The sequence below is a fragment of the Paraburkholderia lebeckiae genome (genome assembly GCF_050436225.1).
Classification (GTDB): Bacteria; Pseudomonadota; Gammaproteobacteria; order Burkholderiales; family Burkholderiaceae; genus Paraburkholderia; species Paraburkholderia tuberum.
In genome coordinates, this window is the sequence record NZ_JBNDLU010000001.1 from 1,278,952 (window position 1) to 1,295,685 (window position 16,734).

Annotated in this window: 13 protein-coding genes; 9 read left to right on the forward strand and 4 right to left on the reverse strand. The window is 67.0% G+C overall.

Annotated elements, in window-relative coordinates; translation table 11 throughout:
* Nucleotides 1-2 precede the first annotated feature (2 nt).
* Nucleotides 3-908: an NmrA family NAD(P)-binding protein gene (locus OKW45_RS06075; RefSeq protein WP_429466556.1), complete on the reverse strand. Its 906-nt coding sequence runs from the start codon at nucleotides 906-908 to the stop codon at nucleotides 3-5.
* A 238-nt stretch (nucleotides 909-1,146) separates the two neighbouring features.
* Between OKW45_RS06075 and OKW45_RS06080 the strand changes: the two genes are divergently transcribed.
* On the forward strand, nucleotides 1,147-2,058 hold the full coding sequence (locus tag OKW45_RS06080; RefSeq protein WP_429466558.1) for an AraC family transcriptional regulator: 912 nt from the start codon (nucleotides 1,147-1,149) through the stop codon (nucleotides 2,056-2,058).
* Between the two features lie 33 nt (nucleotides 2,059-2,091).
* On the opposite strand, the gene OKW45_RS06085 is transcribed toward OKW45_RS06080, so the two are convergent.
* The 3 genes from OKW45_RS06085 to OKW45_RS06095 all read right to left on the reverse strand — a co-directional run bounded on the left by OKW45_RS06085 (nucleotide 2,092) and on the right by OKW45_RS06095 (nucleotide 4,345).
* The gene (locus OKW45_RS06085) at nucleotides 2,092-2,943 is read right to left on the reverse strand and encodes an anti-sigma factor family protein (RefSeq protein ID WP_429466560.1); all 852 of its coding nucleotides are present in this window, start codon (nucleotides 2,941-2,943) and stop codon (nucleotides 2,092-2,094) included.
* Nucleotides 2,940-3,458 carry a sigma-70 family RNA polymerase sigma factor gene (locus tag OKW45_RS06090; protein ID WP_018421072.1) on the reverse strand — a complete coding sequence of 173 codons (519 nt, stop codon included), beginning with the start codon at nucleotides 3,456-3,458 and terminating at the stop codon, nucleotides 2,940-2,942. The genes OKW45_RS06085 and OKW45_RS06090 overlap by 4 nt, the downstream gene beginning before the upstream one ends.
* A 158-nt stretch (nucleotides 3,459-3,616) precedes the next feature.
* Nucleotides 3,617-4,345: an anti-sigma factor family protein gene (locus OKW45_RS06095; RefSeq protein WP_429466562.1), complete on the reverse strand. Its 729-nt coding sequence runs from the start codon at nucleotides 4,343-4,345 to the stop codon at nucleotides 3,617-3,619.
* Nucleotides 4,346-4,511: 166 nt separating this feature from the next.
* On the opposite strand from OKW45_RS06095, the gene OKW45_RS06100 reads away from it, so the two are divergent.
* The 8 genes from OKW45_RS06100 (at nucleotide 4,512) to OKW45_RS06135 (ending at nucleotide 16,722) form a co-directional block, all read left to right on the forward strand.
* The gene (locus OKW45_RS06100) at nucleotides 4,512-4,784 is read left to right on the forward strand and encodes a DUF4148 domain-containing protein (RefSeq protein WP_429466564.1); all 273 of its coding nucleotides are present in this window, start codon (nucleotides 4,512-4,514) and stop codon (nucleotides 4,782-4,784) included.
* Between the two features lie 194 nt (nucleotides 4,785-4,978).
* The gene (locus tag OKW45_RS06105; protein WP_429469275.1) at nucleotides 4,979-6,034 is read left to right on the forward strand and encodes a catalase family peroxidase; all 1,056 of its coding nucleotides are present in this window, start codon (nucleotides 4,979-4,981) and stop codon (nucleotides 6,032-6,034) included.
* Nucleotides 6,031-6,570 carry a cytochrome b gene (locus OKW45_RS06110; protein ID WP_429466566.1) on the forward strand — a complete coding sequence of 180 codons (540 nt, stop codon included), beginning with the start codon at nucleotides 6,031-6,033 and terminating at the stop codon, nucleotides 6,568-6,570. Before OKW45_RS06105 ends, OKW45_RS06110 begins: the two co-directional genes overlap by 4 nt.
* Before the next feature lie 197 nt (nucleotides 6,571-6,767).
* A complete protein-coding gene (locus OKW45_RS06115; protein ID WP_429466568.1) occupies nucleotides 6,768-10,283 on the forward strand; it encodes a DEAD/DEAH box helicase in 3,516 nt (1,171 codons plus the stop codon).
* A gap of 1,040 nt (nucleotides 10,284-11,323) precedes the next feature.
* Nucleotides 11,324-12,064 (forward strand): response regulator transcription factor, encoded by a 741-nt coding sequence (locus OKW45_RS06120; RefSeq protein ID WP_429466570.1) that lies wholly within the window; start codon nucleotides 11,324-11,326, stop codon nucleotides 12,062-12,064.
* On the forward strand, nucleotides 12,061-13,512 hold the full coding sequence (locus tag OKW45_RS06125; protein ID WP_429466572.1) for a FecR family protein: 1,452 nt from the start codon (nucleotides 12,061-12,063) through the stop codon (nucleotides 13,510-13,512). Before OKW45_RS06120 ends, OKW45_RS06125 begins: the two co-directional genes overlap by 4 nt.
* 66 nt (nucleotides 13,513-13,578) lie before the next feature.
* Entirely contained in the window at nucleotides 13,579-16,065 is a 2,487-nt protein-coding gene (locus OKW45_RS06130) for a CHASE2 domain-containing protein (protein WP_429466574.1), read from the forward strand.
* A gap of 42 nt (nucleotides 16,066-16,107) precedes the next feature.
* Nucleotides 16,108-16,722: a DUF4136 domain-containing protein gene (locus OKW45_RS06135; protein ID WP_429466576.1), complete on the forward strand. Its 615-nt coding sequence runs from the start codon at nucleotides 16,108-16,110 to the stop codon at nucleotides 16,720-16,722.
* Nucleotides 16,723-16,734: the final 12 nt, after the last annotated feature.

A 16,734-nucleotide genomic window follows, 5' to 3' on the forward strand; every position in this document is an offset into this window, starting at 1 on the left:
GATCACCGCGCCGTCGCGGCCGCACCGGCCACGCGCGATAGCAGCGCCCCCAATACCTGTCGCAACGTCGTGGCGCCGAAGTGTCGCTCGCTGATATTCGCCTCGACGTCGATGCGTCCAGCGTTGTGCGCGTCGTACAGATCGACGATCAGTTGGGCGTGCCGCTCGCCGAGCCCGGCGCCGCGCAGCGCGGCACTCCATTCGTCGCGCGGCACCCGGTCGGCGATAACCGGCCGCCCGGACAGTTCCGCCAAGGTACGCGCGACATCGAGCGCGCTTACCCGCTCTTTCCCTTCGATACTGACCACCCGTGGCGTCGCGCGCGAAGGCCCTTCGTCGAGCAGCAACTGCGCGGCAAGCTCGCCGACGTCCTGCGCCGCGACGGTCGGAAACAGCTTGTCGAGCGGATGATGCAGACTCGGCAGCGCGCCCCGGCCGAGCGCGACCGGCAGCACGCGTGCCCAATTCTGCATGTGCTCGGCGGCGCGCAGCAAGATCAGCGACGACGCGACGGTGCGCAACTGCGTTTCGAGGTAGTGGAACAGCGTCGTGATGCCGGTGCGATCCGCGTGCTCGGCGCCATAGTCGGATAGCGCGAGGAGCCGCGGTGGCGCGCTGATGCGCAATGCCGCGACGCCCGCGTCGATGATGCGCCGCATGGCGGCCGCGGGATCGTCGTGCGCTCGCGGCACCGGACAGAGCCATTGCACTGCCTGCGCGCCGTCGATCGCGCGCGCGACCAGCTGTGGGTCGTTCAGGTCGGCGATCGCGATCTCGCAGCCGATTGCCGCGAGCGCTTCGGCTTGCGTTGCGTCGCGCACCACCGCGCGTACCTGGTGGCCCGCGCGACGCAAGGCGGTTGCGCTCGCGTGTCCCACCTGACCGGTCGCTCCGAAAATGACGAACACGTTGTGCTCCTTTTGAGGATCGCTATGACGTGATGGTAGCGACGCGGTACTCGCGAGGCGCTCAGATCTGGATGACTTTGCGCAGATATGGATGATTTTTTACGCCGATGCCGCGCAGGTCGCGCGAATCGCGTTGGCTGTTCGCGAGCTACGAGATTCCGTCACGCCGGCGAACCTGCCAAAAACGCCGCACAATGCAGGCATCTCGCCGTCATTCAGCACACTCAGGAGACCAGCGATGAACGCCGTCACCCCGATTCCCGCGCCTGCGCCGCACAGCGGCTCGCGCATCGCCGTGCGCACGAGCAGGGCGCTTGGCTGGCAAGGCTTCGGTGCGGAGCTGGTCAACGTGTCGGCCGGTTTGCATCGGATGCCCGCGTTTCGCCATCATCGCGTGGGCGTGCACGTTGGTGCGCCGGTGACCGCGCGCTGTGTGTGCGATGCGCGCCGCCACACGCGGATTCAGGCGCACGGCGACGCCGACGTGATCCCCGCGGGGCTCGAAGGTCAGTGGAACGATGACGCCGCCTGCACGATTTTCAGCGTCTGGTTTGCCGAGGACTTCGCGCGACGGACCGTCGAGCAGCTCGCGTTGAACTCGGCCGACGCGCAGCTGCGTCCGCGCTTCCAGATACGCGATCCGCGCTTTCAGCATCTCGCCTGGGCGCTGCTCGCGGAGCTCGAAGCGGACGATGCGTCCGATCCGCTCTACGCCGAAAGTCTGTGTACGGCGATGCTGGTGCGTCTGATCGGCGTCGAACCTATGCCGGGCAACCGGCGGCGTACGCTCGCGCCGCGCACGGCCGCACGGGTGATCGAGTTTATCGACGCGCATCTCGATCAGCGTCTGACGCTCGACGAGCTCGCCGTGCAGGCGCAACTGAGCGTGCCGCATTTCAAGGCGCTGTTTCGCGACACGCTCGGTGTGCCCGTGCATCAGTACGTGGTACAGCGCAGGGTCGAGCGCGCGCGAACGCTGCTGCTGCAAGGACGCCTCAGCGCAAGCCAGATCGCGCTCGAAACGGGCTTTGCGCATCAGAGCCATATGGCGCACTGGATGTCGCGTTTGCTCGGTGCAACGCCGCGTGAGCTGCGCGGCGCCGCGCGCGATGACGCGGCCATGTCGGGGCAGGAGAAGACACGACGTTGATGCGCGAACCGCGCGGCGCGGAACGCATCCGCTTCAACCGGGCGCGGCCCCCGTCAACTGCGCATAGACATCATGCGCGAGCTGCAGCAGCTCCTTGCGATCGATCCCACCCGACACCGCATAGCCAAAATCGCCGTCGACCCAATAGAACACGTTGACGGGCCCCGCCTGATACAGCTTGAACGCGGTCGTATTCGCGTTCTCGCGACGATGCGAGATGCACAGCGTGACGCGCTCGCCGTTCGGTCCGCGATACATGAACTGGGCCGTCGGACCGTCGTCGCCGGGCAGCAGGCGGCCGCCCGACAGCATGAATCCGCTCCTGGACAGCATCGGCGGATGGACCTCGGTGCCGAGCCGGTTCGCGAGCCATTGCACGAAGTCCTGCTCGTGAGCGGCGCTCATGTCGCTCGGCCGATCGATCGCCGGCATGTAGACGACGTGCGCGAGCGCCGCCTGGCGCGCGAAGCTCTCGGCGCTGTCCGCGCTGACCGGACGATTTCCGGCTTGCGTTTCGGTCCCTTGGTCGGTTCGATCGATCGCAACCGGCGGAATCAGATCGTTCCTGTGCATGCCGATGCCCACGCCGAGCACGAGCGCCGCGGCCATGCCCGCGAACTGCGCGGCAAAACGCGGCCAGTTCGCGGCCGCTCGCGCGCGGCGCGGCGCACCGGTCTGCAGGCGCTTCGGCACGGGCTCGCTGAGCACGCGGTCGTAGCGCTCGTGAAGCAGACCATTGAGCGAAAAGTAATCGCTAACGCGCGCGGCCAGCTCCGGATTCTGTTCGAGCGCGCGCTCCACCTCGTCACGCCGCTCCCCGGACAGCGTGCCGTCCACGTACGCGTGCAAGTCTTCTTCGCCGATCGGTATTTGCGGCTCGCTCATCGCACCACCTGTAATTTCGCGCCGGGCTGGGCGCCCGCCATCAAGGCCCGCAGCCGTTCGCGTCCGCGCGAGAGCCGCGACATCACCGTGCCGATCGGAACGTTCAGCGCGAGCGCGACATCGGCATAGCTCATCTCCTCGAGACCGACCAGCAGCACCACCTCGCGCTGTTCGACCGGCAGCCGCTGCAACGCGTAGTCGAGGTCGCGCATTTCGAGCGAACGCGTCTGGCCCGACGGCACCGCGAGCTCGCTTTCGGCGATGCTGTCGTCGTCGACCGCGACGTGGACCGCGCGCGCCGATGCCTTGCGCGCCTGATTCGCGAACACGTTGTGCATGATCGTGAACAGCCACGCGCGCAGATCGGTGCCCGGCTGGAACAATCGGGTGCGGCCGAGCGCGCGCTCGAGCGTGTCCTGCACGAGGTCGTCGGCGAGCTCCCGATTGTTGATCAGCGCTCGCGCATAGCGCCGCAGACGCGGTACGTGCTCGATCAGCTCGTCACGGACATCCATGGTTGATCCCGGTCAAGGGGCGTAGGGGTGGCATCGGCTTTACTCGCGTCAGTATCGATACGCGCCGGGCTGCTCGCGCAGGCTTCCGTCGCACGATGCGTTCGAACTGCAAACACCTGTCAGCGCATTTTATTCCGCGAGGGCCGCGCGCACCGGCGTCAGCGGGCGCTCATCACGTCGGCGGCGCGCATCAGGCCGTGGGTGCGCGCAGTGCCCGCGACGACGAAACGCTGCCGATGCGCGGTCCACGTCAACAGCCGCAGCTCGCCGATGCGGCGCGCAGCCCACTGCGGCTCTTCCCGCGCAAACGGCGCCGCGGCCGACAGCACGACCACCGGTTGCTGATCGCCGTTCAGATAGACGAGTTCGTCCGCGCGCTGCAATGGCCCGAGCCGCAGCACGCGTTGCTCGACGAGGCGCAGGCCGATCGCGCCGAGATCCGGCGCGACCGGATCGACGCGCGTCGGCGATGCCGAGGAAAAGGGCCGTGCGGTGGCTTCGGCGAGCGCCGTCACGGCGGCATTATCGAGCGCTCGTGCCGACACCTGAGTCGCCATGAGCCAGCCGCTGATGGCGCTCAGCATCAGCGCGAGCGCGACGAGCGCGACAAGCGTTCGGCGTGCGCGACCACCCGGTTGCGGACGCATGTGCAGCGGGCGCGATCCGCCGAGGTGCCCAGGCGCGGGCTCCTCGGCGGTCTGAAACGTGGCCTGGATCTGTGCGTTCAAGCGGTCGTAAAAGGCGACACGCCGTGCTTCCGCCGGATGCTTGCCGAGATAGTCGCGCAGCGACGCGGCGCGCTCGGGCGTCAGCGTGCCGTCCGCATAGGCCTGGATGTCGTCTTCGGAGGGCGGAGCGCCGGAGGGGCGGTGAGTCGAGGAGGTCATGATGATGCGCGGTCTTGATTGCTGCTATCGGACGGCTAACACGGCGGCGGGGACATTTATTCCCCGCGCCGGCGATGTTTTTTTCACGCCGCGAATACAGGAATAAACGCTGCCCATCCGTGGTTCTCCCTGGTGCGAACCCGCACAACTCTCCAAGGAGTCGATCATGAAAAAGCTTTCGTTCGTTGCTATGTCGTTCGTCGTTCTCGCCGCTTCGTCGAGCGCGTTTGCGCAGGGCAAGACACGTGCTCAGGTGTACCAGGAACTGATCGAGGCGCAGCAGAACGGTCTCGACTACATCACGGACGCGTCGTATCCCGATGTCAGTCCCGTGTTTGCACGTCAGGTCGAGCAGCGCAAGCAGGCGCTCGCCGCGCAAGCGGCGCTCGCCGCGAGCCACGTCGCGAACTCGGGAGCGCCGGCCGTTGGCGCCCATTGAAGCAGCATCGGCCACTGGCGCGCGAATGGGTTTGAATGTGCGCGCCGGGGCCGGATGGAATAGACCGTAGCGAGGCGTGTTCGCCCGTACGTTGGTCGATTCGTCGATCGAATCATCGATCCATCCGGCAAGGAGTTTCCGTGACACCACCGTTCGTACCCAAACCCAAGCCCGCCGGCACCGACCCGAGGCCGATCTGCGTGCCATGCCGGCTCGCCGCGATCGGCGCGGTCGTGCTCGCGCTCGCGGGCGGCTTCGCCTACACCGCGGGGTGGCTCACGCCCGCGCGTCTGACCGCCCCGCGCATCATCGATACGTTCGAGGCGGTCGCGGGCCCGCATCCCGGCTATCGACGCAATCACGCCAAGGGCCTGTGCGTCGACGGCTATTTCGACAGCAACGGCAATGGCGCGGCGCTGTCGCACGCGGCAGTGTTCGCGCTGGGCCGCACGCCGGTGTCGGGTCGCTTCGCGGTGCCCGGCGGCAATCCGTCCGCGCCCGATACGAGCTCGCCGGTGCGCAGTCTCGCGCTGCAGTTCCGGCTTCACGATGGTGAACAATGGCGTACCGGCATGAACTCGACGCCGGTGTTCGCGGTGCATACGCCAGCGCAGTTCTATCAGCAATTGCTGGCCACGAAGCCCGACCCTGCGACCGGCAAACCGGACCCCGCGAAGCTGAAGGCGTTCTACGCGGCCAATCCCGAGACGCAGCCGTTCCAGCGCTGGGTCAAGTCGCACGCGCCGTCGTCGAGCCTCGCGAACGCCGCGTACTACGGCATCGACGCGTTTCTGTTTACCGATGCGCACGGCACGACGCGCGCCGTGCGCTGGGCCGTCGTGCCCGACACGCCTTACGCGCCCATCACCGCGGCGCAGCAGGCCGAAAAGGACTTCCTCGCCGCCGATCTCGACGAGCGTCTGCAACACGGACCGTTGCGCTGGCATCTGCTGTTGACCGTCGCGCAACCGGGCGACCCGATCGGCGACGCGACGCTGCAGTGGCCCGACGACCGTCGGCGCGTCGACGCGGGGACGCTTGTGATCGAACGCACGACGTCGCAGGAAGACGGCGCCTGCCGCGACATCAACTTCGATCCGACGCTCGTGCCCGCCGGCATCGCGCCATCGGACGATCCGCTGCTCGCCGCGCGCTCGGCGGCCTACGCACAGTCGTTCCAACGCCGCACGCGCGAGGAGGCGCTGCATCCCGAGATCCATCGAACCCAGCCAAACGGAGAGCATTCATGACGCGCACCAGCACTCACTTCAGTCCGCTCGCGCGGCTGCTGCACTGGACGATGGCGCCGCTGATCGTCGCGATGCTGTTTATCGGCGTGGGCATGGTGGCGACGGTATCGCGTGCCCATGATGCGTTGGTCGCGCTGCATCGGCCGCTCGGCATCGCGTTGCTGCTGCTCGTGCTGGTGCGGCTCGCGGTGCGCGTGATGCGCGGCAGTCCGCCATTGCCCGCGCGCATGTCGAAGCCGCAACGAATCGCGGCGCATGCGTCGCACGTCGTGCTGTACGGGCTGATGCTCGCGATGCCGCTGATCGGCTGGGCGATGCTATCGGCGGCCGGCTATCCGGTCACGCTGTTCGGTCCGCTGCATCTGCCGCCGATCGCACCGCATGACGTCGCGCTGTTCGCGCTGCTGCGCGCGCTGCATACGTGGCTCGCGTTGGCGTTGTTCGCGACGGTGCTGCTGCATCTGGCTGCGGCGTTGTTGCATGGGCTGATCCTGCGCGACCGGGTGTGGGGCAGCATGGCCCGCGGCGGACGCTAATATGGGTCGAGCCGCGGCTTGACCGGGCTGCTCCCGAACTGTCCAGATCGCCCGCCCCGGCGATTTTCGTCCAACGCGTAAAATGGCCGGTTATCACTGGCAAATCGCAGCTGGACAGAATCGGCCGGGCGTCGCGCGGCGCCCCGTCATGGTCCATGCGCGCTTGCCTTCGCCGGTTTGAACAGGAATGCACGCGGATGTCATCAGTTTTCTTCGATCGGGAAAGGATTGCGGAATGGCTCGGTGAGCGCACCGTCGCCAAGGCGCGCTCGGTGGGCGCGGTCAGCAACGTCAAATGGCAGGGAGACACGCTGTCGGGCGACGTGCAGGGCTCGCAGCCGCAGCCGTACCTGACGCGGGTTCGCTTTCGTACCGATGGCGGGTCGCCGTCGGCCGAAGGCAAATGCACGTGCCCGGTCGGCCGCAATTGCAAGCACGTCGCGGCGCTGCTGCTCGCGGAACTCGACTACCACGACGAGATGGATCACATCACGCAGGTCGAGGACGACAGTGACCCGGCGACGTCGGAGGCGTTCATCGCGCGGCGGATTACGGTGCCGGGCGCGCCGCCGGCGCCATCACCGTCTCCATCTTCATCTTCATCTCAAGGTGTGCGACCCGAACTGGTCAGCTGGCTCGAGCGTTTTCGCGCGCGCGCCCGCGCGGCCGACGCCGCCGCCGAAAAAGAAGCCGCCCGGAAGGTCGACGCCACGCGCAAGGAAACGCTCGTCTATCGGCTCAACTGGTCGCGTTTTCATATGCGCCACGAAGTCGTGCTGCATCGCGCGCGTTGCGACGCGGACGGCGTGATCGTCGAAGTCGGCGACAGTTGGGGCGACGTCGAAGGCGCGCTGCTCAGGCAGCCGCGCTTCGTGTCCGACGAAGACCTGTCGATCCTCCGCGGCCTATGGCTCGGTCGCTCGCGCGAGGACCTGGGCCAGTTCGTACTGCGAGGCACGAGTGGCGCGGAAACGCTGCGCAAGCTGATCGCGACCGGGCGCCTGTTCTTCGACTTCGGGATCGCGCCGGGCGAGGCCGGACCGACGCCGCTCGCGCGCGCCGCCGACCGTCTCGGGCGCATCGAATGGGAGCCGCTCGCCGACGAGCGCCTGCGTCCGGTACTGCGCACCGAACCGCGCGCGAGCATGGTGCTGCCGACCGAACCGGTCTGGTACGTGGACGGCGTCGCCAACGAGGCGGGCGTCGTGCCACTGTCGCTGCCGTTCCAGCAACTGCCCGACTACCTCGCGATGCCGCCGATCTCGCTCGCCGAGGCGCCGCTCGTCGCGTCGGTGCTGCGCGAGATCGCGCCCGAGCTGCCGCTGCCGCCGACCCACGACGCGCCCGCGATTCGCGCGATCGACGTCGAACCGGTGCCGGTGCTGACGCTGAACAGCCATGCGCTGCCGGGCGCGGGGAAGGGCATCAAAACGGCGAAAACCGCGAAGGCCGCGAAGGCCGCGGAGCGCCAGTCCGCCGCGGTAGAACTGGCCGCCGCGAGCTTCGACTACGACGGTGTCAGTATCAACGCCGACAGCAGCGTGACGCTGGTGCCGCTGCCGGGCGGCGACGTGATTCACATTCGCCGGCGCTACGACGCCGAGAAAAAGCGTCTGCTGGAATTGCGCAAGACCGGTCTGCAAAAGGTGCCGACGCGCAACCTGCATGCATCGCGTCTGTTGCCCGACACGATGCTCGGTCTGCCCGACACCGACGCGTGGTCCGAGTTCGTTAACGACGCGGTGCCGGATCTGGTCGCGAAGGGCTGGCGCGTGGCGATGGCGCCCGAGTTCCGCTACAACGTGATCGAGATCGACGCGATCGACGGCACCGCGCAGCAGGCCGGCGACGGCTGGTTCGATCTGGAGATGGGCATCCGCGTCGGCGAGCGCAACGTGCGGCTCGAACCGCTGCTGGCCGATCTGTTCCGGCGCGACCGGCGCTGGCTCTCTGGCGCGCTGGAGAGTATTCGAGACGACGAGCCGATCGAGCTGAAGACCGAGGAAAACAAGCGCCTGCGGTTGCGCGCCGATCGTCTGAAGCCGGTGATGCGCGTGCTGGTCGATCTGTTCGATTCGCTCGGCGGCGCACTTGCCGAAGGCGCGCCGCTGCGCGTGCCCGCGGTCGATGCGGGTCGCCTCGATGCGCTGCACGACACCGGCCGCTGGCAGTTCAGCGGCGACGATTCGATCCGCGAGCTCGCACGCCGTCTGCAAGCCGGTCCGGGTCTGCGCGAAGTGCCGGTGCCGCGGGGGCTGAAGGCCGAGCTGCGCGCTTACCAGCACCAGGGCCTGAACTGGATGCAGTTCCTGCGCGAACAGGATCTGGCAGGCGTGCTTGCCGATGACATGGGCCTCGGCAAAACCGTGCAGACGCTCGCGCATGTTCTCGCCGAGAAGGAAGCGGGGCGGCTCAAGCATCCCGCGCTGATCGTCGTGCCGACCACGCTCGTGCACAACTGGCGCGAGGAAGCGCGCCGCTTCGCACCTGAGCTGAAAGTGCTGGTGCTGAACGGGCCGCAGAGGAAAGAGCGCTTCGAGCAGATCGGCGAACACGAGCTGATCCTGACCACTTATGCGCTGCTGTGGCGCGATCAGAAGGTGCTCGCCGAGCACGACTATCATCTGCTGATTCTGGATGAGGCGCAGTACGTGAAGAACGCGACCACCAAAGCCGCCCAGGCGATTCGCGGCTTGCGGGCGCGGCATCGGCTGTGTCTGACGGGCACGCCGCTCGAGAATCATCTCGGCGAGCTGTGGTCGCAGTTCGATTTTCTGCTGCCGGGCTTTCTCGGTAGCCAGAAGGACTTCACGCGACGCTGGCGCAATCCGATCGAAAAGAACGGCGACGACGTGCGCCGCGCGTTGCTCGCGCGCCGCATCCGGCCGTTCATGCTGCGCCGTCGCAAGGACGAGGTCGCGAAGGAGCTGCCGCCGAAGACGACGATCGTGTGTCCGGTCGATCTGGAAGGCGCGCAGCGCGACCTTTACGAAACCGTGCGCACGGCGATGCAGCAGAAGGTGCGCGCGGCGGTCAGCGCGCAGGGGCTCGCACGCAGCCACATCATCGTGCTCGATGCGTTGCTGAAGCTGCGCCAGGTGTGCTGCGATCCACGGCTCGTGCGCACCGCCAGCGGTATCGCGGACGGCGCTGCCACGGGCGGCGGCGAGCGCGCGATGCGCTCGGCCAAGCTCGATCTGCTGCTGTCGATGCTGCCCGAGCTGATCGAGGAGGGACGCCGCGTGCTGCTGTTCTCGCAGTTCACCGGCATGCTCGCGCTGATCGCCGAGGCGCTCGACGAAGCCGCGATCCCGTACGTCATGCTGACGGGCGACACGACCGATCGCGTGACCCCGGTCGAGCGGTTCCAGCAGGGCGAGGTGCCGCTGTTCCTGATCAGCCTGAAGGCCGGCGGCGTGGGGCTGAACCTGACCGCCGCCGACACGGTGATCCACTACGATCCGTGGTGGAACCCGGCCGCCGAGAACCAGGCGACCGACCGCGCGCATCGGCTGGGACAGGACAAGCCGGTATTCGTGTACAAGTTGATCGCGGCCGGCAGCATCGAGGAAAAGATCGTCGCGTTGCAGGAGCACAAGGCCGGGCTCGCCGACAGCATTCTCACGGAAGATGCGGCCGGCGCCGCGAAGTTTTCGGACGACGACCTCTACGCGCTGTTCGCGCCGATGCCGGACATCGAAGGCGCGCGTTGACCGCGCGAGCAAGCGACCGAACGAGGCAACGCAGACGGGCCACGCAGGCACGCAGGTGGGAAATCTGACGCGCCGCAGCAACGCCAATGGGGCCATGCTGTAACCAAACATCTGTGTATGTAAATTACCGTCGATTGGGGCTTCAACTCATACCAATTTCGAACTCGCGCTGTGTAAGACTTCCGCGTCGCGCGCGCTGGTACGGCGCGTAATAACTACTTCGCCAGCGGTTACAAAGGAAGTTCTTTCATCTTGAGCAGAGCTTTTCTCCGGGCTAAATTGACGTTACTCGTGCGGTTAGACCCCGGCGAGCGTGTGTAGTGTTTGGTGAGCGGCGTTGCTTCGACAGGGGCAGCGCCGCATTTTTTTTGCCGGCGGCCCTAACGCTGCGCATCACCCGCTGACGGTCCGTCTCGTCTCGCGGCGCGTCATCGCTCGGCCAACAATGTAAAGCAGTGTCGAATGCCTCATATAAAACGAGGGCTTTGAGTCGCACTCCGGACCAAGGCGATTGCCTCGAATGACAACTCGCCCGAGACGAAATCTAACAATGTTTAAACGATTTCTTTTGAGATTATTCTTATACTGAACACGCAATTGTTAAATAAGAGTACCTGAAGGGAATCTTAAGGCCGATAAAGGGGCCGGTCAAAAAGCCGCTCCAGCAAGGATTTGCCGTCCGCAGTGTCACTTCCTCCTTGGGCCGGCCAGTGCTGGCAGACCCCAGAAACCTGAAAAGCGCGTCAGCCGTTTTCGATTAGGGTTTTTCGCGACGGATTGCCGGTGCCGGCAAGCGGGAAGAAAGAGGGTTTTCGATTATCATGATCTGCCCTGCATAATCGCTATGGAAATTAGATTCATGCGCTGATTTCAGTTTCATGAAAGCAGCGTCATGGCGGGGTACGGTGAGGGACCATTAATCAGAAAGTAGCAGCCGGAATTTTTTGGGTAGCCGGATCGGCGGTGCTGCGCCGTCATCCCGGTCGTCAGCCGGTATACCGGCCGTCAGCCATGAAGGCGCTGTTGCGTTGTGGGGTGTTATGAGAATTGCAGTCCTCGATGATGATTCGGCTCAGGCCGACCTTGTGTGTCAAACGCTGTCCGCCGCTGGACACGTCTGTCACGCGTATGGCGCAGGGCGCGAACTCGTGCGCCAGTTGCGTCGTCAGACGTTCGATCTGCTCGTGCTCGACTGGAACGTTCCCGACATGTCCGGCGAAGAAGTGCTTCGCTGGGTGCGCGAAAGCCTGTCCGAGCGCCTGCCGGTGCTGTTCATGACGAGCCGCAGCCGCGAAGCCGACATCACTTCGATTCTGAATACAGGTGCGGACGACTATCTCGTCAAGCCCGTGTCGGGCGCCGTGCTGCTCGCGCGGGTCGGCTCGCTGCTGCGGCGCGCGTATTACCTGAAGCCGCCGGCAACCAGGGAAGTGTTCGGCGACTTCGAGTTCGACCTGAGCGTCAAGCACGTCGTGGTCCGCGGCACCCCGGTCTCCGTCACGCAGAAAGAGTTCGAACTCGCGCTGCTGCTGTTCCAGCATATGAGCCGGCCGTTGTCGCGCGCGCACATTCTCGACGTGATCTGGAAGCAGGCCACGGACATCCCGTCGCGCACGATGGACACTCATGTGTCGATGTTGCGCAGCAAGCTCGGTCTGCGCCCCGAGCACGGTTATCGGCTCACGCCGATCTACGGCTATGGCTACCGCCTCGAGCGGATCGAAACCGACACCCCACCGGCCGCCGACGACGAACCCACAGAAGAAGCGGGGAAAGCGTGACGGTCTGCGTGGATGGGGCGGCATCGGGCAGCGCCGCCATGCCCGGCCGCCGCGCCGCCGCGTGGCTTGCCGCGGCCTGTCTGATTGCAACGGGCGCGACCGGCTGGAGCGCGCTCGCGCACGCGCAGCCCGCGCGCGGCAAGACCGGAGCGAAGGCGGCGCCGGCCTACGCTTCGTACACGACACGCGAGGGCGACACGCTGTATGACATCGCCGCCCGCTACATGGCCGATCCGACCGACTGGGCGCTGTTGAGCAGCCTCAATCACGTGCCCGCGCCGCGCCGCATGGCGGCCGGCATCGTGCTGCGTTTGCCGTCCCGAAGGCTGCGCCAGGATCCGGACACGGCTCGCGTGGTCGCGACCAGCGGTCCGGTCGAGCGCGCGTTCGACTCGAGCCCCTATCTGCCGCTGAAAACCGGTAAAACGCTTGCCGAAGGCGATCGCTTGCGCACCGGCGCGAACGGGTTCGCGACGCTCGAGCTGCCCGACGGCTCATACGTGACGGTCGCGCAGAACGGCGAACTCAATATCGAGAGACTGCGGCACGTCACGCTGACCGGCGTGGCCGATCGCATCTTTCGGCTGCGCGCCGGCGAGGTCGAGAGCCAGGTCACGCATGCGACGCGACGCAACGATCGCTTCCAGATCCGTTCGCCTTCGGTGGTCGCCGGGGTGCGCGGCACGCGTTTCCGCGTCGATTACGACCGCGACACGCAAACCACCGCGGTGGCGGTGCTAGACGGCGCGGTCGGCGTCGATCCGGCCACCCAGCATGGCCAGAGCGCCGCGCCGGCGCCAGGCAGGCCGTTGCCGGCGTCCGAGCAGCTGATTAACGCAAGCTTCGGCAACGTCACGCACTCGGGCGGCGCGGTCGGCAGTCCGGTCCAACTGTTGCCCGCACCCGCGCTCGCGCGGCCGGCGCGCGTGCAGGACGGCAAGAGCGTCGCGTTCGACGTCGACCCGGCCGAGCACGCGGTCGGCTATCGGCTGCAGATTTCGCACGACGCCGATCAACTGGACCTGGTGCGAGACCTGCGCGTGAGCGCGCCGCATGCCGACTTCGGCGATCTGCCCGACGGCACGTACTTCGTGCGCGTCGCGTCGACCGATAGCAACGGTCTCGACGGCCTGCCGAACGTGTACGCGTTCGAGCGCCGCCAGCTGGGGCTGGACGTTTCGGCCGCGCAGCGCGCGGGTAGCCGCGACTACGAGTTCCGCTGGTTCGTCAGCCACAGCAACGTGCCGACCCGTTTCCGCTTTCTGCTCGCGAACACGGCCGAACTGAGCCATCCGGTAATCGATCGCCCCGATCTGCCGGGCGGCGAACTCGTGATCAGCGATCTGCCTCCGGGCATCTACTACTGGACGATCGTCGCCGAGCAGTTCGACAACGGCCGCTTCTACGAAAAGAGCAGTCCGGTCCACTCCTTTACGCTTGCGCGCTGACCCTGATAGATTCTCGGGGCCGGCCTGCTGGCCGGTCCGTCCTCCCGTTCCCGACTACATCGTCCCTTGCCCGCCACTTCTACGCGACTGAGCCTCGATCCGCGCGCCCGTCTCGGCCGGCGCGCCGGTCGGCGCTTTCTGATCGAGTGGGTCAGCGTGGCCTGTCTCGGCTTCGTGGTGATCCTGCTGACGTCGTTCGGGCGCGTCGGCGCCGGCATCGATCAGCTGGTGTACGACGAGTTTCTGAAGCTGCGCGAGCAGCCGCTGCTGTCCGACCTCGTCGTCGTCGAGATCGACAACGCGAGCATCGACGCGCTCGGCCGCTGGCCGTGGCCGCGCGGCGTGCATGCGCGGCTGCTCGAACAGATCGCCGCGGCCAAACCCGCCGCGGTGATCTACGACGTGCTGTTCACGGAGCCCAACGCCGACGACGCCCAGCTCGCCCACGCAATCGCGCTGAGCCCGACCTATCTGCCCGTGCTGCTGACGCCGCCCGACGCGAGCGGCGCGCGCACCGTCGATGAACCCGTCGCGCCGCTCGCGCAGGCTGCGGCCGGGCTCGGTCACATCAATTTCGAAGTGGACAGCGACGGCATCGTGCGCAGCGTCGCGCGCTTCCAGGACGACGAGCGCTCGCGCTGGCCGCAACTGACGGTGCTCGTCGCCGAAGCGGTCGAACAAGGCAAGCTGCATCTGCGCGGCGGCCTGCCGCCGCGCCCCTCGAACGAGCCCGCGCGCGGCAGCGACGACGGCGGCGAAGAGCGCTTCCTGATTCCGTTCGGCCCGAACGCCGCGAACTACCCGAAGCTCAGTTTCGCCGACGTGCTCGCCGGCAAGGTGCCGACCGATCAGTTGCGCGGACGCATCGTCGTGATCGGCGTGACGGCGTCGGGTCTGTACGACCGCTTCGCGACACCGGTATCGGGCGAGCTCGGTCCGCTGCCCGGCGTCTACATCCACGCGAACGTGCTCGACACGCTGCTGAGCGGCCGCGAGATCCAGCCGGTCGCGCTGTGGGTCGTGTTCGCGGCGGCGCTCGGGCCGCTCGCCGCGCTGCTCGCCGGCTTCCTCGTGCTGTCGCCGCGCCGCTCGTTGTTGCTGACCGGCGCGCTGGTGCTGCTCGCCGCGACCGGCAGCGCGCTGCTGCTGTACGGCGGCAGGCTGTGGATCTCGCCGGTGCCGGCGATCCTCGGCGTCGTGATCGTCTATCCGATCTGGAACTGGCGACGCCTCGAAATGACGATGGCGTATCTGCGCGGCGAACTGCAGCGTCTCGCCGACGAGCCGCATCTGCTGCCCGAGACGCCGAAGCGCCGCCGCGAGTTCGGCGGCGACGTGCTCGCGCAACACATGGCGCTGATGGCTCAGGCCGCGCAACGGGTGCAGGACATGAAGCGCTTCGTGTGGGACAGCCTCGATAGCGTGCCGGAGCCGATTCTCGTCAGCGACGTGGCCGGCGTCGTGCTGATCGCGAATCACGTGGCGAAAGCGCATTTCGCTCGGCTAGGCGCGCCGATGCCCGAGGGCCAGCCGATGCAGAGCGTGCTCGGCGGTCTCACGCTCGTGAAGACGATCGACACCGGCGCGGCCACGGACAACGAGCGCAATCTGTCCGCGCACGCGCACTGGCCGGCGCTCCTCGATCCGACGCGCGGCGAGTTCGCGGCGCTGATGGCGCAGGGCGTCGAGGTGCGCGACGCGAACGAGCGCGACCATCTGCTGCGCTATGCGACCTGCACCGACGCGCAGGGCGAGACGACCGGCTGGATCGCCGGTCTCGTCGACGTGTCGGCGCTGCATGCGGCCGAGCGTCAGCGCGAAGACGCGCTGCGGCTGCTGTCGCACGACATGCGCTCGCCGCAGGCGTCGATCGTTGCGCTGGTCGAGATCGAGCGCGCGCGGACCGAGCCTGCGCTCGCGCGCAGTGTGCTGGAGCGCATCGAACGCTACGCGCAACGCGCGCTTACGCTCGCCGACGACTTCGTGCAACTGGCGCGCGCCGAATCGCAGGCCTATGTGCTCGAGCCGCTGAGTCTGACCGAACTCGTCATCGATGCGAGCGACGAGGTCTGGCCGCAGGCGCATGCGAAGCGCATCGCGCTGCATACGGAATCCGGCGACGACGCCGACGACGATCCCTGGATCTGCGCCGACCGCTCGCTGATGACACGCGCGCTCGTCAATATCCTGAACAATGCGGTCAAGTACAGTCCGCCCGACACGCGCATCGTATGCAGCTTCGCTGGCCAGCCGGCGGCGAAGCGCGCGGGCAGCGAGGCGCCGCGCGTGTCGTGCACGATCCGCGACCAGGGCTATGGCATTCCTGAGGAGCAGCAAGCGGGATTGTTCGAGCGCTTTCGCCGTTTTCACGAGGCGGAGCGGCCGGAAGTGGGCGGGGCGGGACTCGGCATGGCGTTCGTCAAAACCGTCGTCACGCGCCACGGTGGCAGCGTCGAAGTCGTCAGCGCGCCCGGCGAGGGGACGGCCTTCACGATCTGGCTGCCCGCGCTCGACGACGCGCCCCTCGACGAATCGATCGCACCGCGCGCCTGATGCGCCTTTGATGTATTCGATGTACTAGAGAGAAAACAAAAAATGGCAAAGATCGCTCACCTCTGTGCCGCGCTGGCCGCGGCGAGCCTCACCGCTTGCGCGGGCCTGAGCGCCGACGTGCACACCGTCTCCGCTAACGGCGCCGACCGCGCCGTTGCGCTGCAAGGCGAGCAGACCTATTCGCTCGCGCGCACGCAGTCGCAGGACGACAGCGCCGACCATCCGCAAGTCGAAAAGCTGTTGCGCGACGAGCTGGCGAAACACGGGTTCGTCGATACGGCGGGCAAGCCCGCGCATTATCTGCTGTCGATGGCGTATGGCACGCGGCCGGCGTCGATCGGCATCGGCGGTGAGGATTGCGCGCCCGCCGATTGCGGCGCGGGCAGCGACGGTCCAGGCGCGCTGCTGTTTGGGCGCAAGTATCAGCACGCGCTGACGCTGCGCTTTTTCGACTATGCGAGCGGCACCGAGCGCTACAAGGTCGGCGCGGTGTTCATGGATCGCGATGCGGACCCGTTGCATGCACTGCCGTTGCTCGTGAAAACCGCGCTCGCGAAGCTGCCGTTCGATGCGCCGGCCGACTGGCGTGTGAAGCTCAGCATCGACAAGACGAGCGGTGTGCCGAACGTCGACTCGACGGAGCCGCTGCAGCGTTAAAACGCAGCCTCG

Excerpts from the sequence above, each read along its gene's own strand:
- OKW45_RS06080 (WP_429466558.1), top strand. The coding sequence starts at position 1,147 with ATGAACGCCGTCACCCCGATTCCCGCGCCTGCGCCGCACAGCGGCTCG.
- OKW45_RS06085 (WP_429466560.1), bottom strand. The coding sequence starts at position 2,943 with ATGAGCGAGCCGCAAATACCGATCGGCGAAGAAGACTTGCACGCGTAC.
- OKW45_RS06090 (WP_018421072.1), bottom strand. The coding sequence starts at position 3,458 with ATGGATGTCCGTGACGAGCTGATCGAGCACGTACCGCGTCTGCGGCGC.
- OKW45_RS06095 (WP_429466562.1), bottom strand. The coding sequence starts at position 4,345 with ATGACCTCCTCGACTCACCGCCCCTCCGGCGCTCCGCCCTCCGAAGAC.
- OKW45_RS06100 (WP_429466564.1), top strand. The coding sequence starts at position 4,512 with ATGAAAAAGCTTTCGTTCGTTGCTATGTCGTTCGTCGTTCTCGCCGCT.
- OKW45_RS06110 (WP_429466566.1), top strand. The coding sequence starts at position 6,031 with ATGACGCGCACCAGCACTCACTTCAGTCCGCTCGCGCGGCTGCTGCAC.
- OKW45_RS06115 (WP_429466568.1), top strand. The coding sequence starts at position 6,768 with ATGTCATCAGTTTTCTTCGATCGGGAAAGGATTGCGGAATGGCTCGGT.
- OKW45_RS06120 (WP_429466570.1), top strand. The coding sequence starts at position 11,324 with ATGAGAATTGCAGTCCTCGATGATGATTCGGCTCAGGCCGACCTTGTG.
- OKW45_RS06135 (WP_429466576.1), top strand. The coding sequence starts at position 16,108 with ATGGCAAAGATCGCTCACCTCTGTGCCGCGCTGGCCGCGGCGAGCCTC.